Source organism: Sphingomonas sp. ERG5, assembly GCF_000803065.1.
Lineage (GTDB): Bacteria > Pseudomonadota > Alphaproteobacteria > Sphingomonadales > Sphingomonadaceae > Sphingomonas.
In genome coordinates, this window is record NZ_JSXI01000018.1 from 221,953 (window position 1) to 238,187 (window position 16,235).

The window sequence follows — 16,235 nt, forward strand, 5'->3', positions numbered from 1 at the left end:
CCGAAGTGAAGCCTGGGTCAGCCTTCGACCGAAACGATCTCGCGGCCATTATAATGGCCGCACGACCCGCACAGATTGTGCGGACGCTTCAGTTCGCCGCAGTTCGGGCATTCCTGATAGGACTCGATCGGCAGCGAATCGTGGCTGCGGCGCATGCCGCGCTTCGACGGCGTGGTTTTTCTCTTGGGGACGGCCATTTCGGCGAAACCTTTGTCTGGATCAAAACTGCGATAAGCCCGGAACAGGCCCCACGCAACCGACGGATAAGGTCGACCGCAGGTGGCACCGGCGGCCGGACACGTCGCGAAGCGTTGCGCCTATAGCGATTTGGTGCGGCGTTGCAAGCTCGGGCATAGCCTGTCAGGGTCGGCCCCGAGGAAATCAGGGGGATAATGTCGATGGAAACGGTCATGTTGCCGATCACTTTGGTGACGGCGGGCGGCGCGGCGCTGATCGCGCTCTGGCTGGCGATTCGCGTCGGTCAGGTGCGGACAAAGGCCAAGGTCAGCATTGGCGACGGCGGCGACGCGGCGCTGATCTGCCGCATGCGCGCCCAGGCCAATTTCGTCGAATATGCCCCGTTCATCGTCATCCTGATCGGCCTGCTGGAATTCTCCACCGGCACCTCGATCTGGCTCTGGGCCGCCGGCGCATTGTTCCTGCTTGCCCGCGTCGCGCATCCGCTGGGCATGGACGGCCTCAAATATGCGCGAATGGTCGGGACGGTCGTCACCTTCGTGCTGCTGCTCGGCCTGGGCGGCTATGCCATCGCGCTGCCGCTGATCGCGATGCAACACGCCCCCGCCAACGACCCGGTTGAGGTGGTCGCCCCGGCCGGATAGCGGCGCGCTATCCGGCGAGGGCCGAATCGCTGACGAACGGGTTGTACGCGCGTTCATGGGCGAAATTGCTCATCGGGCCATGGCCGGGGATGAAGGCGGTGTCGTCACCCAGCGGCCATAGCTTGGTCGCGATCGATTCGAGCAACTGGCCATGGTTGCCGCGCGGGAAATCGGTGCGGCCGACCGATCCCTGGAACAGCACGTCGCCGACCAGCGCCAGCTTCGATTCGGGGTGATGGAAGATGACATGCCCCGGCGTGTGGCCGGGGGTTTCGTAGACATTGAAGGTCAGATTGCCGACGGTCACGGTGTCGCCCTCGACCAGCCAGCGGTCGGGCACGAACGCCTTGCCGCCGAAGATGCCGTATTTCGCGCCATCCTCGGCCAGCGTCTCGAGCAGGAACAGATCCTCGCGATGCGGCCCTTCGATCGGCACGCCGAGTTCCTCGGCGAGCGGCTTGGCTTCGCCGCAATGGTCGAAATGGCCGTGCGTCAGGATGATCTTCTCGACCGTCACGCCGTGCTGTGCCGCCGCCGCTTTCAGCTTGGGCAAGTCGCCGCCGGGATCGACGAACGCGCCCTTCATGGTCTCGGTGCACCACAGCAGGGTGCAATTCTGCTGCAGCGGGGTGACGGGGATGATGGTGGCGCGCATCGGGGGATTGGACATGCCGTGCGAAATGCTCGCGCCATGCGTTCCCGTCAATCGATGCGGGGCAATCAATGAGGGTCAATCTTCGGGTCGGTCCCTGGCCAGGCGCCGGTTTTGCGCCGGGCGGATCGGCTTCCGGCGGCATCGATCATCCGCCACTGGCACAGCGGCATGGTTTCGCTCTACATGGCAGCGGCGATGCCGATCGAAGATACCCCCTTTGTCCTGCTCGACGATGCCCGTGAGCGCGGCGCCCCGGCGCGGCTGTATCGCGCCCCGCTGCGCATCATCCGCGCCGATCGGGCGGCGGACGTGCCGGTGGCGCTGGCCGAGCTGAAGGCCGCCCGCGCGGCGGGCCATGATGCGGCGGGGTTCATGGCCTATGGCGCGGGCATCGCGCTCGAACCCAGGCTGATCGACCTGACGCGCGAGGCGGGGGAGGCGCCCGCGCTGTGGTTCGGCATTTTCGGCGCGGGCGAGCGGCTGGATGGCGCTGCCGTCGCGGCGCTGCTGCCCGATCCGGCCGGCGGCTGGCTCGGCGCACCCGAACCGCGCATTGACCGTACCGCTTATGATGCTGCGATCGCCCAGGTCCTTGGCCTGATCGAGGCGGGGGATATCTACCAGGCCAATCTGACGTTCCGCGCAACGGTTCGCGCGATCGGCCATCCGCTGGCGCTCTATGCCGCGATTCGGTCGCGCGCCCGGGCCGGTTATGGCGGGGTGGTGTGGACCGGCGCGGAATGGCTGTTGTCCTTTTCGCCGGAACTGTTCTTCTCGCTCAAGTCCGGCGTGCTCACTGCCCGGCCGATGAAGGGCACCGCGCGGCGCGGCGGCACGCCCGAGGAGGATCGCGCTTTGGCGGCGGGGTTGCAGGGCGACGCCAAGCAGCGCGCGGAAAACCTGATGATCGTCGACCTGATGCGCAACGACCTGACTCGCGTGGCCGAGCCCGGCAGCGTCGCGGTGCCCGAATTGTTCGCGGTGGAGGGCTATCCGACCGTCCACCAGATGACATCGACCGTTACGGCGCGGTTGCGCGACGGGCTGGATGCGATCGATGTGCTTGAGGCGATCTTTCCCTGCGGCTCGATCACCGGCGCGCCGAAAATTCGCGCGATGGAAGTGATCGATGCGGTCGAGGCCGATGCGCGGGGCGCTTATACCGGATCGATCGGCTGGATCGGCGCGGGTGGTGATGCGGCGTTCAATGTCGCGATCCGCACGCTGCGGCTCGCCCGCGATGCGGAAAGCGCGACGATTGGGCTCGGCTCGGGCATCGTCGCGGATTCGCGCGCCGACGAGGAGTGGGACGAATGCCTGGCCAAGGGCGCGTTCGTGACCGCCGGGCAGCGCGGTTTCGACCTGATCGAGACGATGGCGTTCGATCCCGAAATCGGTTTGCCGCTGCTCGAGGGCCATCTTGCGCGGATGAAGGCGAGCGCGGCCCTGTTCGGTTTCACCTTTGATCGCCATGCGGCGCGCAACGAGTTGCAGGCCGCGACATTCCGGCTGCGCACGGCATGCCGGGTGCGGCTGATGCTGGCGAAAAGCGGGGCGATCGCGATCGAGGTGTCGCCGCTGCCCGAGCCTCGCACGACGCCGATGGCGGTTGCTATCGTGCCGCTTCCCGTTGCGCCGCATGATTTCCGTTTGCGCCACAAGACCAGCGACCGGCGCTTTTACGAGGCGGCACGGCGCCAGTCGGGCGAGGATGAAGTGCTGTTCACCGATCCCGCCGGTTTCCTGACCGAAGGCAGCTTCACCTCGATCTTCGTCGAGCGCGATGGCCGGCTGATCACCCCGCCACTGGCGCGCGGCGTGTTGCCCGGCGTGCTGCGCGCCGACCTCATCGCCAGTGGCCGTGCGGTCGAGGGTGAATTGAGTCCGGCCGACCTGGCCGGCGGTTTCCTGCTGGGAAATGCGCTGCGCGGGCTGTTTTCTGCCATTGTTGCAGTTGCGAAATCGAACGGGGTCAGTCTATAGCCGCGCCGCTCCCCTGAGCCGCTCGCGCCTTGAGCGGCTTCTCAAGCGAGGTTCATATCATGCAGCCATCCGCCGCGCTCGCCCGCATCAAGCCCTCGCCGACGCTCGCGATCACGTCGCGCGTCCAGGAGCTGCAGCGCGAAGGCGTCGATGTGATTGGTCTCGGCGCGGGTGAGCCCGATTTCGACACGCCGGAATTCATCAAGGAAGCCGGGATCAAGGCGATCCGCGACGGCAAGACCAAATACACCAATGTCGACGGCACGCCCGAGCTGAAGGACGCGGTGATCTTCAAGTTCAAACGCGACAATGGCCTGACCTATGCGCGCGACCAGATCACCATCAACGCCGGCGGCAAGCATACCTTGTTCAACGCGATGGTCGCGACGATCGACGCGGGCGATGAAGTGATCATTCCGGCGCCCTATTGGGTCAGCTATCCCGATGTCGTGCTGTTCGCGAACGGTACGCCGGTGTTCGTCGAGGCGGGCCCGAAGCAAAGCTACAAGCTGACCCCGGAACAGCTCGAAGCGGCGATCACGCCGCGCACCAAATGGGTCATCCTCAATTCGCCGTCCAACCCGACCGGCGCGGCCTATTCGCGCGCCGAGCTGAAGGCGCTGGGTGAGGTGCTCGAACGCCATCCGCAGGTGTGGATCTTCGCCGACGATATGTACGAGCATATCATTTATGACGGCTTCGAATTCACCACCATCGCCGAGGTGTGCCCGTCGCTGTACGACCGCACGCTGACCGCCAATGGCTGTTCCAAGGCCTATGCGATGACTGGCTGGCGGATCGGCTTTGCCGGTGGCGCGCCCTGGCTGATCAAGGCGATGGCCAAGCTGCAGTCGCAATCGACCTCGAATCCCTGCTCGATCGCGCAGGCCGCATCGGTCGCCGCGCTGACCGGCGATCAGGCGTTTCTCAAGGATAATGCGGCGAAGTTCCAGTCGCGCCGCGACTTGGTCGTATCGATGCTCAATCAGGCGAACGGCATCACCTGCCCGCGGCCGGAAGGGGCGTTCTACGTCTATCCCGAATTCTCCGCGCTGATCGGCAAGACCACGCCGAAGGGCAAGCTGATCGACACCGACGAGGCATTTGTCGCCTATCTGCTCGACGATGCGAAAGTCGCGGCGGTGCAGGGGGCGGCGTTCGGCCTCTCGCCGGCGATGCGAATTTCCTATGCCACGTCGGAGGACCTCCTGCGCGAGGCATGCGAACGCATCCAGACGGCGTGCGCCGCCGTACGGTAATCGGGGGACGGCAACGTCTCTTACGAACAGGTGCGGGATGAACGATCCGGTCAGCGGAGGTTAACGCTGGGTTTCGCAAAGCCGCCTTGTAACGGGCCGGGACAATCCCGACCTGCACGTTTCCGATGGGCCGACTTTCAGGTCCGACACTGGATTTCGGCCTGCATGGTGCGACGCAGGTCCATGAGGTAGTTTATGCGTAGCATCCTGAAATCAGGTTTTCTGTGGCAATTCATCGGCGGTTTCGCGCTGGGCGCGATCGGCGTGTTCACGCTGCAGCCCGCCGCGACCGAGACGCCGGCAAACCCCGTCGTGTCGGCGGCGCACATCGCGCGCTGAACCGCGACCGGAACGCCGCGGCGTTCCTGAACTGCCGCTGGATGTAACCATGCGGTCGATCGCTTCGTATATCATGGTAACGGCGCGCTTCCCGGCGCCCCTTACGAGGCGGATGTCATGAACAGAGTCACCATCGCAGCCGCGCTTGCCGCCACGCTCAGCGCGTGCGGCATCGCCAATGCCGAACGCGCGGTGCCGATTCCCGCGGCGGCGCAGGACATGCCCCAGGCGAAGGGCTTGCAGACCGCGATACTGGCGGGCGGCTGCTTCTGGGGCATGGAAGCGGTGTTCGAACATGTGAAGGGCGTGCGGACCGTCACGGCGGGTTATGCCGGCGGCACGGCGGCGACCGCGACCTATGATCAGGTCTCGACCGAGACGACCCGCCACGCCGAGGCGGTGAAGATCGTCTATGATCCCGCGCAGATCAGTTACGGCACGCTGCTGCGAGTCTATTTCTCGATCGCGCACAACCCGACCGAGCTCAACCGCCAGGGCCCCGATACCGGCATCAGCTATCGCTCGGCGATCTTCCCGCAAGGCGCCGACCAGAAAGCGGTCGCGGCCGCCTATATCGCGCAGCTCGGCAAGGCGAAGGTCTTCCCGAAGCCGATCGTGACCAAATTGGAGGGCGGCGGCTTCTTCCCGGCCGAGGCCTATCACCAGAATTTCTTCGACCGGAACCCGACTCATCCGTACATCGTCAATATCGACAAGCCCAAGCTTGCCGCGTTCAGGGCCGGCTTCCCCTCGCTCGCGCGGTAGGGCATTGAGAGTCGGATGATTTTAGGTCGACCTCTCTCTGTTATCCCCGCGAAAGCGGGGGTTCCGCTTTAGCCCGGCATCGGGCGGTGCCTTATCCAGCCATGCCCGTTCGCACGAAAATGCTGATCGTCCTGATGCCCGTCCTGCTCGCTTCTTGTCAGAAGGCAGTTTCGGCGGAAGAGAAACCGGTGAACTGCAAGCTCATCACGTTCGTTCTGGTCAATGTCCGGGACAGATCGGCCGAACTTTCGATCGGCGATCGACCGGTGGAGGGGTTGAATATCGCGCCACCGGAGCAACACGGCATGGCGTCCGGCTCGATCAGGCGGCGCATCTGCGGGGATGTCGCCGTGCGGTTTCACTCCGGCGCCATCGACGCGTCTCGGCGGATCGATGCAGCCGGGGATTTGAACATCGTCTATATCGATCCAACGGAAAGGCCGATTATCCGGCCGGCCAATCACTCTTTTCCTCTGCTGGACTGATCACGCACCCTCTCGGCGTTCCGGAACGCCGTGATGGTTCGGAGTTTTCCGGGGTCACGCAGCCAGCGGGAAGCGCAGCATCCGGTTGTCGACCGGCAGCATTGCCTCGGCACCGGTGCCGACCACACCGACGATTTCCGGATGATCGGCATCGAGGCCGCCGGTCAGCGAGCCAAAGGCGGGTAGGATCAGCTTGGTCGCGGTCGCGACGAAACAGCGGCGCGACACATGGCGCCCGCGCACGGTGATCCGGAATTTCGGATGGAAATGGCCTGACAGTTCAGGCCGTGTCTCGTCACGTTCGGCTTCGTGGCGCAGCACCAGGCCATCGACCACGGCTTCGTCGATCACCGTGCCGCCGCAGCGATCGATCAGCGCGGCATCGTGATTGCCGGTGATCCAGGTCCAGCGGCGAGTCGCGGTCAGCGTGCGGAGCATCGCAGTGGCGCTGTCGGGCAAGCGATCGCATCCGGCCGAATCGTGGAAGCTGTCGCCCAGGCACCAGATTTCCGCTGCCTGGCTTTCCTCGGCCACCGCCGTCAACGCGGTCAGCGTCGCGATCGAATCATAGGGCGGCAGCATCTGTCCGCGCGCGGCGAACCAGCTCGCTTTCTCGAAATGCAGGTCGGCGACCAGTAAGGCACGCCGCGCAGGCCAGAACAACGCGCCTTGCGGTAGCGCGCAGAGATTGTGGCCGGCGAACGAAAAGGGAACCATGCCGTTGCTATGGCGTGACTTTTCCTCATGTTCAACTGGGCGATCAACGGCTTGTGCGAAATGACTTGCGCTGCATTGCAACAGGCGTAGAGCGCGCCGTCCCAATGACAGGCCAAAAGATGTCCTCCGGTACAGACACTTCCGGGCTTTCTGCCATTTCCCGGCCCGACATTTCCCGACCGGCCACCATCGCCTTGGCGATCGGTGCGATCGGCGTGGTGTTCGGCGATATCGGTACCAGCCCGCTCTACGCGTTTCGCGAAGCGCTGGGCCAGTCCGCGCTCGACGGGATCGATGCGAGCGAGATTCTCGGCGTGCTCAGCCTGGCCTTATGGTCGCTGATTCTGGTCGTCACGATCAAATATGTCATGTTCCTGACGCGCGCCGACAATCAGGGCGAAGGCGGCGTGCTCGCGCTGACCGCGCTGGCGCGGCGCGCGCTGGGCAAGCATTCGCGAATCGCGCTGGTGCTTGGCGCGGCAGGCGCATCGCTCTTCTATGGCGATGCGATCATCACCCCGGCCTTGTCGGTCCTGTCGGCGGTCGAGGGCTTGCGGACGCTGCCCGGCATTGGCGCATTGGTCGATGAACGGATGATCCTGACGCTGACCATCGTGATCCTCGTCGCCTTGTTCGTCATCCAGTCGCGCGGCACGGCCAGCGTGTCGAATCTGTTCGGCCCGGTCTGTATCCTGTGGTTCCTCGCGATCGGCGGACTCGGCCTTTGGCATATCGCCGACGAACCCTCGATCCTGCGCGTGATCTCGCCGCATTATGGCGCGATCTTCCTCTCCAATCACGGCGTCACCGGGCTTTTCGTGCTTGGTGCGGTTTTCCTGACCGTCACCGGCGCCGAGGCGCTGACCGCCGATATGGGCCATTTTGGCCGCCTGCCGATCCAGCTTGGCTGGTTCATGCTCGTCTTCCCGGCGCTGATGCTCAACTATCTCGGGCAAGGCGCGTTCGCACTGAACGCGCTCGAGGCGGCGCAGGCGGCGGGCACGCCGTTCACCAATCAGGATTGGTTCTTCCTGATGGCGCCGGATCAATTCCGGCCCTGGCTGGTCGCGCTGTCGATGCTGGCGACGATCATCGCCAGCCAGGCGGTGATCACCGGCGCCTATTCGCTGACTCAGCAAGCGATCCAGCTTGGCCTGCTGCCGCGCCTGCGCGTTCGCCAGACCTCGGCGCGGCATTCGGGGCAGATCTACCTTCCCTCGATCAACTGGCTGCTGCTGGCCGGCGTGCTGGTGCTGGTCACGCAGTTCCGCAGTTCCTCGGCAATGGCCGCGGCGTATGGCATCGCGGTGACCGGTACGATGGTCGTGACCACCTGCCTTGCCTATATCGTCGTGCGGCATCGCTGGAACTGGCCGCGCGCCACCGCGATCATGGTGGTCACGCCGTTCCTCGTGCTTGACCTGATCTTCTTCGGCGCGAACATCCTGCGTGTGATCGAGGGCGGCTGGGTGCCGCTGGTGGTGGCGGGAATCATTGCGCTGCTGATCTATACCTGGGTGCGCGGGCGCGGCATCGTGCGGATGTTCGAACAGCGCCAGAGCGTGCCGCTCGCCGACCTCGCCGCCGCCCTGTCGCGCCGTCCGCCCGAGCGGGTCGAGGGCACCGCGATCTTCCTCACCGCCAATCCGGACAGCGCGCCCGGCGCGCTGCTGCACAATCTGAAGCACAACAAGGTGCTGCACGAACGCAATCTGGTGGTCAGCATCCGCACCGCCGATCGCCCGCACGTCCCCGATGAGGAGCGCGCCGTGACGACTGAGGTCGACGCCAATTTCGCCACTGTCATCCTGACTTATGGCTTCATGGATTCACCCAATGTGCCGAACGACCTGGGCTTCGCGCCCTCTGGCCAGCGCATGCCGATGAACCCGGCCAAGACGAGCTATTTCATCGGCCGCAACACGATCAAGCCCGCCGCGAAGCAAGGCATGCCGCTCTGGCAGGATCGCATCTTCATGTTCCTGCAGCGCAACGCCAGCGACCCGACCGATTTCTTCAAGATCCCGCCGGGCAAGGTGCTGGAACTGGGTGAGCAGGTCACGGTCTAGAGCAGTTTCGAGCTGAATTGACCCCCACCACCCGTTCGCCCTGAGCGTGTCGAAGGGCACAGGCGGCGCATGGGCTTCGACAAGCTCAGCGCGAACGGTGAAAGGCGAGTCTCCCCAAGTCGATGCTGCTATAGCGCGGGGGACGATTGGGGTCTTGCCGTGGCCGGACGCGATCACTTCCCCGTCATCCTCGCGAAAGCGGGGATCCCGCTTCTTCTTCTTCTTCTTTATTCTTCTTGCGGCAGAGACCGGATCGGGACCGGTCGCCGATTCAACGGCTGCGCGGGACATGGCAGCGTGGGCCGGACGGAATGCCGGCGCTTTTCCGTCCCGCTCTTTCTCAGTCGTGAAGAATATCGGGCAATTCTCCCGCCCGTTCCGGCACGGAACAACATCGAATCCGCTGCTGTTCCGTGCTGTTATGACGCTGTTTCCATGCTGTTATCGAATAACAGCATTTTGGCCCGCAAGTCCTTGAACTATCTGCCGAAAATTGGGCCGAAAATCCAACGTAACAGCATTGGAAAAAATCGGCCGGTTTAACAGCACGGAACAGCAGGCGAATCGCAGGCGCGACTCGCCGCCCCGCGGCTATCCGGCATACACCTTCACCAGGTCGTAGAGATACGCCCGCCCGTCATAGAGCGACTTGACCCGGATCCGTTCGTTCAGGCCGTGAATGCCGTTGGCATCCTGGTCGATGAAGATTCCGGGCACGCCGTAAACCGGAATACCGATCGCCTGGAAGAAGATGCCGTCGGTCGCACCGGTCGACATCAGCGGCAGCATCGGCACGCCGGGGAAATGCTTCGCCGCGACCGCTTTGGCCGGGCCGACGATCTTCGGGTCGAGCGGCGGCGGCACCGCGGTTGGGCGCACCGGCATGTTCATCGTGACCTTGACCTTCGGCCCGGCCAGCTCCGTCAGCTTGGCGAGCGTCGCTTCGACCGTTTCACCCGGGAAAACGCGGCAATTGATATTCGCGGTTGCGCGTTGCGGCAGGGCATTCTCGGCATGACCGGCGGACAGCAAGGTCGCGACGCAGGTCGTGCGCAGCGTCGAATGCATCATCTTGTCGCGGCTGATCAGTTTGTCGGCTTCCGCGTCATTGGGGTTGGCGAGCAGGCGATTGATCGCATCGCCGACTGGACCCGGCGTCGACTGGGCGGTGGCAGTGAAAAAGGCGCGGGTGGTGTCGGTGAACTTGATCGGGAATTCATAGCCGCGCACCGCCTCGATCGCATCGGCCAGTTCATAGATCGCGTTGTCGGGCACTGGCTGTGAGCTGTGGCCGCCCGGGTTGGTCGTCTCGAAGGTATAATTCTGCGCTGCCTTCTCGCCGACCTGGATCGCCAGGACCTGTGGCTTGCCATCGGCGCCCGATCGCCCGCCGCCGCCTTCGTTGAGGACGAATTCGGCGGCGATCAGGTCGGGCTTGTTCTTCGTCAGCCACTGCGCGCCGTTCCAGGCGAAGGTGGTTTCCTCGCCGCAGGTCAGCGCCAGCTTGATCGTGCGTTTCGGCTTGTAGCCGCTGGTCTTGAAGCGAATCATGCTGTCCGCCCAGATCGCCGACATGCCTTTGTCGTCGACCGTGCCGCGGGCATAATAATAGCCCTCTTCTTCGGACAGCTTGAACGGGTCGCGCACCCAGTCCGCGCGCTTGGCCTCGACCACATCGAGATGGCCGAGCAGCAGCATCGGTTTCAGCTTCTTGTCGGTCCCGGGCAGGATCGCGACGATGCCGCCGTCCTTGGGGTGGTCGGGCACCGAGAACAGGGTGATGTCCTTGTCGGTATAGCCCGCCGCCTTCAGCCGTGTCGCGATCTGTGCCGATGCCTGGGTGCAGCTGCCGGTCGACAAGGCGGTGTTGGTCTCGACCAGCTCCTTATAGAGGTCGAAAAAGCTTTGCTGGTCGGGGGTCAGGGCCTGCGCGCTTGCCGGGCCGGGCTGCAGCATCAATGCCGCCGCCATGCCGATGCCGCCGATACGCGCCGTCAATGCCTTGATGCCCAGTCCCTGCACACTCTGTCCCTGCACACTCTGTCCCCGAAACAACGGTCCGCGGATTGGGACCTAATTGTAGCTTGAACAGGACGTGCCCGCAGAGCAACCCCTTGTGGCGAACCGACGCGCGGGCAGGGAAAACAGGATCTGGCGATTGGCGAAATCGATACTGACGCGCCGGAACAGCCGCATCGTGTCCATGCCGAGAATCAGGGCCGGTGTCGCCTCCAGTCCCAAACGCTTGAATGGCGGGGCGTCGGCGACCGCCATCGGCACATGATCGAATTCCAGGCCTGCGATGTGGAGGTCGCTGATCATCACATAATTGGCATTGAGTGTCTGGCCGGTGACGGACGTGATTGAAATCGGGCCGAGCGATCTGCTCGAACGCTGCGCCAGATTCAGCATCGCCTGATTGCCAACCGTGACTGGCGATCCGGTGTCGATGACGACCGATATGGGTTGGCCGCGGTAGCGCGCATTGGTCACGATCAACTGGCCATAAAGCGTCTTGGCGCTCACCAGAATATCGTCGGGACTGGTATTGCGTATCCGCCGCCCGGCCGGCGTCACCTTCATGGAAAGCCGGTCGAAATCGATGATGATGCGATGCCCCTGCAGCGCGTCGATACCCAGCATGCCCCGGGCGCCGATATTATCCGAGGCTAGCGCCGGCGCCTCGACATTTCTTGCCCCGAGCGTGCTGATCGACAATTCGGGGACATGGACCGTCTCGACCGTCGCCGCTCCGGCAAGTCCGATCAGGCGGACCGGCCGGCCGGCCGTAAGGGCAAGCATGGTGGCAAGCTCGCGCGAGATCACCGAGCGTTCGGCGCCCGTATCGATGACGAAGTTGAACGGGCCGCTGGCGCCGATCGACACCGGCACCGTCATGCGCCCGCTGCCATGGTCGAGCTTGATATCCAGGTCGGTGGAAGGGGGAGCGGGGAGTTCGGAGGGCGCCGGAACAGCCTGTCCGGCCAGCGGCACGGCGCTGGTGAGAGCGATCAGCGCAAGGGCGACCGAAATCTGCATCCGAACAAGCTGCGCCCGATTCGGACATATTGCAAGATGCCGGTCAGCTGCCGCCGCGACTGTCCGTACGGGGCTTGGAAAAGCGTACTTCGCGGTTGGCGAAATCGATCTCGACGCGCCGGAACAGGTTCATCGCGTCCATGCCGAGCAACAGCGCGGGCTTGTCGGTCAGCCCGAAGCGGCGGAACGGCGCGGCGTCGGCAAAGGCGACCGGAAGATTCTCGAATGCGACGCCACCGACCTCGACGCGTTCCACCTGGGTATAATCGGCCAGCAACAGGCCGCCGGTCACGCTGCGCAAACTGATCTGTTGCGCTGGGCCTTGCGTGCGGATGCGCTTGCGCAGCGCGGCATTGCCCATGGTGACCGAAGAGCCGGTGTCGAGGATCACGCGAATGCGCTGGCCGCGATAATGCGCGTCGGTGACGATCAATTGCCCAAGATAGCTTTTGGCCCGCACCACGATATCGTCGGCACGCGCGGGCGCGCGCCGCAGCCTTTTGGCCGACGGCGTCAACGTCATGCGGTTGGCCTCGAAATCGATCACCAGCGAATGGCCGCGCAATGTGTCGATGCCAAGCATGCCCTGCGCGCCGAGATTGATCGCTTCCAGCGCCGGCGCCTCGATCGGAGGACTGGTGATCGTGCTGACGTTGAGCGAGGGAATCGTCACGGTGCCGACATTGCTCGTCCCCGTCATGGCCGTCACCCTGACGATGCGACCGCGCGCCAGCCCGAGTGTCGTCGCCAGCTCGCGCGCGATCACCGTGCGTTCGGCGCCGGTATCGATGATGAAGGCGAACGGCCCGGCGTCGCCGATCGTGACCGGCACCGTCATGCGCTGATCGGTCACGCCCATGACCAGATCGCCGGTGGGCGCCGGAACGGCGGTCTGTCCGGTCAGCGGCAGAGCGAGCGCTGCAAGGGTCAAGGCGCGGATCAGGCGAATGACGCGAGGCTACGCCCGATCCGGACCTTTGCCAAGCGCCTCAATCGAGCCGCATCGCCTCCGCAGCCAGTACTTCCGCCTCGACCAGCAACGCGTCGTCGGCAAGGCCGGTCGCGACGCGTTCGCGCCCGATCAGCGTCAGCACCGGCACTGCCAATGGCGACAGGCGCGGCAAGTCGACATGCACCATCGTCTCGGCCGCGCGGTCGAGTAGTCCGGCCAGGCGCCCGACATCGGTCATCCGCGCGCGCGCGTCCGCCCAGGCCGCCTGGAGCAGCAAATGGCCGGGCTCGTATTTGCGCAGCACGTCATAGATCAGGTCGGTCGAAAAGGTGACTTGCTTGCCGGTCTTGCGCTTGCCCGGATGCTGGCGCTCGACCAGCCCGCCGATCACCGCGACCTCGCGGAATGCGCGCTTGAGCAAGGCCGATGTCTGCACCCAGTCGACGAACTCGTCCTCGAGGATGTCGGGCGACAACAGGCTTGCCGGGTCAGTGACGGGATCAAGCGCATAGCAAGCGAGCGCATAGTCGTTCGCGACAAAGCCCAGGGGCTTCAGTCCCTGCGTCTCCATCCGCCGCGTGATCAGCATGCCAAGCGACTGGTGCGCGTTCCAGCCCTCGAAGCTGTAGATCACCATATAATGCCGCCCCTCACGCGGGAAGGTCTCGACCAGCAACTGCCCCGGCTCGGGCAGGCGCGAGCGCAGCGCCTGGATCTCCAGCCATTCGCGCACGTCGTTCGGGAAACGCGGCCATTCGCTGCGGTCCCACAGGAAACCGCGCACCCGGTCGGCAAGGTTGGTCGACAGCGGCATGCGCGCGCCGCCATAAGTCGGGATTCGTGCCGGCCGCGCGGTAGCGCGCACCAGCACATCCTCGGTATCCACAGCCATCACTTCCAGGCTCATGCCGGCGAAGAAGAAGGTGTCGCCCGGCGACAGCGTGGCGGCGAACCCTTCCTCGACCTTGCCGAGCGTGCGGCCATTCTTGAAGCGTACGGTCAGCATCGTCGCTTCGACGATGATTCCGGCATTCAGCCGGTGCTGCGCGACGAAGCGCGGATGGCTCACGCGCCACGTCCCGTCGGGATCCTGGGTCAGCCGCTTGAACTTGTCATAGGCCTTCAGCGCATAGCCACCGTCGCGGATGAAGCCGAGCACGCGCGCGAAGGTCTCCTCGGTCAGCGCCGAATAGGGCAAGGCCGAGCGGATCTCGTCGAGCATCGCGGTTTCGGTGAACGGCGCGGCGCAGGCGCAAGCCATGATGTGCTGCGCCAGCACGTCGAGCCCGCCGGGGCGGAAGATGTCGGGGTCGAGCTCGCCCGCCTCGACCGCATCGAGCGCCGCGCGCGCCTCGAGATATTCGAAGCGGTTGCCCGGCACCAGCACGGCCTCGGACGGCTCGTCGAGCCGGTGATTCGAACGCCCGATGCGTTGCAGCAACCGCGACGATCCCTTGGGCGCGCCCATCTGCACCACACAATCGACATCGCCCCAATCGACGCCCAGGTCGAGCGAAGCGGTCGCGACCAGCCCGCGCAGCCGTCCCGCCGCCATCGCGCCCTCGACCTTGCGCCGCGCCTCCAGGCTGAGCGAGCCGTGATGGATGCCGATCGGCAGCCCCATCGCATTCGCTTTCCACAGATCCTGGAAGATCAGCTCGGCCAGGCTGCGGGTGTTGCAGAAGATGATCGAGGTCTTGTGCAACTCGATCTCCGCCATCACTTGCTCGGCGGCATAGCGGCCCGAATGACCCGACCAGGGCACGCGTCCCTCGGGCAGCAATATGGTGATGTTCGGATCGGCGCCCGGCTCGCCCTCGACCAGCGCGACCTGATCGATATCGCCATCGGGCGCGATCCAGGCGCGATAGCCATCGGCATCGGCGACCGTCGCCGACAGGGCGACACGCCGCAATCCCGGCGCGATCGCCTGCAACCGCGCCATGCACAGCGACAACAGGTCGCCGCGCTTGCCGGTGGCAAAGGCATGGACTTCGTCGACGACGATCGTCCTCAGCCCTTCGAACATCAGGAAACTGTCGGGATAGCTGAGCAGCAGGCTGAGCGATTCGGGCGTGGTGAGCAGGATCTGCGGCGGCCGGATACGTTGCCGCGCCTTGCGGTCCGAGGGCGTGTCGCCAGTGCGCGTCTCGACCCGGATATCGAGCCCCATCTCCTCGATCGGGGTGAGCAGGTTACGCTGCACATCGACCGCCAGCGCCTTGAGCGGCGAGACATAGAGCGTGTGCAGCCCGGATGTCGGCGCTTCGATCAGCTCGGCCAGGGTCGGCAGGAACCCGGCCAGCGTCTTGCCAGCGCCGGTCGCCGCGACGAGCAGCCCGTGCCGCCCGGCGCGCCCGACCTCCAGCATGTCGAGCTGGTGCCGGCGCGGCGCCCAGCCACGAGCGGCGAACCAGTCGGTCAGGGGAGCGGGCAGGGCAGGGGTCAAGGTGCGGGCGGCGATCCGGCGGGGCGGGTGACGAGCATCGGTGCGGCCTCGCCTCTGGACGACAGCCGTGCGCGCTCGGCCTGGGGGCGGTCCTGCAGCGACAGCCAGGCCTCGTCGCCCCTGGTGCCGATCCGCCAGCCTTCCGCATATTGGCCGACCGGATTGGCGTAGTTGACGGTGACGCCGGCAAAGCCGCTCTGCTCGTTGACGATCATCGATACGGCATCGCCGCCCGGCCGGTCGAGCGCGACCACGCCGCGGCCATTGTCGAGATAGGACATGGCGCCGCGTTCGGAACCGTTGCGGTCGTGCAGCACCAGGCCATAGCCGGCGGCGACGCGCGGATAGGTCTTGCCATCGAGCCGCGGCAGCGGCTCTTCGCCCAGCACCACGCGGTCCTCGCCGTTCGGGCCAAGCACGACGATCGAGGCGGTCTGGCCGTCGGTGCGCCTGCGCCCTTCGGTCGGGGGCGGCGCGCCGATTAGGATGCGCGGTTTGCCCGTCGTGTCGACGATGCGGATTGCCTGCGCTTCGATGGTCTTCGGCGTGCCGGCGGTGAAGGCGGAGAGCGCAAAGCCCATGACGGTCAGTCCCAGCGCCAGCAATGCGATCCGTTGATGTCGCACCTGCCGCTCGAGCCGTTCGAGGCGCATGTCCGAATCGACCATCATCAAACTCTCC

At 65.1% G+C, this 16,235-nt stretch carries 16 protein-coding genes; 8 read left to right on the forward strand and 8 right to left on the reverse strand.

What is annotated here, in order from left to right; all coding sequences use genetic code 11:
* Positions 1–17: 17 nt before the first annotated feature.
* The gene (gene rpmF / locus OO12_RS06560) at positions 18–197 is read right to left on the reverse strand and encodes a 50S ribosomal protein L32 (protein WP_034157833.1); all 180 of its coding nucleotides are present in this window, start codon (positions 195–197) and stop codon (positions 18–20) included.
* Positions 198–398: 201 nt separating this feature from the next.
* Here rpmF and OO12_RS06565 point away from each other — a divergent pair, with 201 nt between their 5' ends.
* Positions 399–842, forward strand: coding sequence for an MAPEG family protein (locus tag OO12_RS06565; RefSeq protein WP_200887394.1), 444 nt, complete (start codon positions 399–401; stop codon positions 840–842).
* 7 nt (positions 843–849) lie between these two features.
* On the opposite strand, the gene OO12_RS06570 is transcribed toward OO12_RS06565, so the two are convergent.
* Positions 850–1,512: an MBL fold metallo-hydrolase gene (locus OO12_RS06570; protein ID WP_034157834.1), complete on the reverse strand. Its 663-nt coding sequence runs from the start codon at positions 1,510–1,512 to the stop codon at positions 850–852.
* Positions 1,513–1,680: 168 nt separating this feature from the next.
* On the opposite strand from OO12_RS06570, the gene pabB reads away from it, so the two are divergent.
* The 5 genes from pabB to OO12_RS06590 all read left to right on the forward strand — a co-directional run bounded on the left by pabB (position 1,681) and on the right by OO12_RS06590 (position 6,328).
* Entirely contained in the window at positions 1,681–3,480 is a 1,800-nt protein-coding gene (gene pabB / locus OO12_RS06575) for an aminodeoxychorismate synthase component I (RefSeq protein ID WP_443024552.1), read from the forward strand.
* 59 nt (positions 3,481–3,539) lie between these two features.
* Positions 3,540–4,739 (forward strand): pyridoxal phosphate-dependent aminotransferase, encoded by a 1,200-nt coding sequence (locus OO12_RS06580; protein WP_034157998.1) that lies wholly within the window; start codon positions 3,540–3,542, stop codon positions 4,737–4,739.
* Between the two features lie 195 nt (positions 4,740–4,934).
* Positions 4,935–5,078, forward strand: a complete 144-nt coding sequence (locus OO12_RS28885) for a hypothetical protein (RefSeq protein WP_200887395.1) — start codon at positions 4,935–4,937, stop codon at positions 5,076–5,078.
* Between the two features lie 117 nt (positions 5,079–5,195).
* Positions 5,196–5,843 carry a peptide-methionine (S)-S-oxide reductase MsrA gene (msrA, locus tag OO12_RS06585; RefSeq protein WP_034157835.1) on the forward strand — a complete coding sequence of 216 codons (648 nt, stop codon included), beginning with the start codon at positions 5,196–5,198 and terminating at the stop codon, positions 5,841–5,843.
* Positions 5,844–5,962: 119 nt separating this feature from the next.
* Positions 5,963–6,328, forward strand: coding sequence for a hypothetical protein (locus OO12_RS06590; RefSeq protein WP_152616293.1), 366 nt, complete (start codon positions 5,963–5,965; stop codon positions 6,326–6,328).
* A gap of 54 nt (positions 6,329–6,382) precedes the next feature.
* Here OO12_RS06590 and pdeM read toward each other — a convergent pair whose 3' ends face one another.
* Entirely contained in the window at positions 6,383–7,045 is a 663-nt protein-coding gene (gene pdeM / locus OO12_RS06595) for a ligase-associated DNA damage response endonuclease PdeM (protein ID WP_034157837.1), read from the reverse strand.
* A gap of 119 nt (positions 7,046–7,164) precedes the next feature.
* Here pdeM and OO12_RS06600 point away from each other — a divergent pair, with 119 nt between their 5' ends.
* Together OO12_RS06600 and OO12_RS27920 are read left to right on the forward strand one after the other, a co-directional pair.
* Positions 7,165–9,114: a potassium transporter Kup gene (locus OO12_RS06600; protein WP_034157999.1), complete on the forward strand. Its 1,950-nt coding sequence runs from the start codon at positions 7,165–7,167 to the stop codon at positions 9,112–9,114.
* 159 nt (positions 9,115–9,273) lie between these two features.
* The gene (locus OO12_RS27920; protein WP_160296748.1) at positions 9,274–9,657 is read left to right on the forward strand and encodes a hypothetical protein; all 384 of its coding nucleotides are present in this window, start codon (positions 9,274–9,276) and stop codon (positions 9,655–9,657) included.
* 48 nt (positions 9,658–9,705) lie between these two features.
* On the opposite strand, the gene OO12_RS06605 is transcribed toward OO12_RS27920, so the two are convergent.
* The 5 genes from OO12_RS06605 to OO12_RS06625 all read right to left on the reverse strand — a co-directional run bounded on the left by OO12_RS06605 (position 9,706) and on the right by OO12_RS06625 (position 16,225).
* Positions 9,706–11,085: a M20/M25/M40 family metallo-hydrolase gene (locus OO12_RS06605; protein ID WP_034158000.1), complete on the reverse strand. Its 1,380-nt coding sequence runs from the start codon at positions 11,083–11,085 to the stop codon at positions 9,706–9,708.
* Between the two features lie 102 nt (positions 11,086–11,187).
* Complete coding sequence (locus tag OO12_RS06610; protein WP_052215593.1) at positions 11,188–12,153, reverse strand: aspartyl protease family protein; 966 nt, start codon at positions 12,151–12,153, stop codon at positions 11,188–11,190.
* Between the two features lie 43 nt (positions 12,154–12,196).
* Entirely contained in the window at positions 12,197–13,084 is an 888-nt protein-coding gene (locus tag OO12_RS06615; protein ID WP_052215594.1) for a retroviral-like aspartic protease family protein, read from the reverse strand.
* Positions 13,085–13,142: 58 nt separating this feature from the next.
* A complete protein-coding gene (locus tag OO12_RS06620; RefSeq protein WP_268747912.1) occupies positions 13,143–15,530 on the reverse strand; it encodes a ligase-associated DNA damage response DEXH box helicase in 2,388 nt (795 codons plus the stop codon).
* A 20-nt stretch (positions 15,531–15,550) separates the two neighbouring features.
* Entirely contained in the window at positions 15,551–16,225 is a 675-nt protein-coding gene (locus OO12_RS06625; protein WP_052215595.1) for a hypothetical protein, read from the reverse strand.
* Between the last annotated feature and the right edge of the window lie 10 nt (positions 16,226–16,235).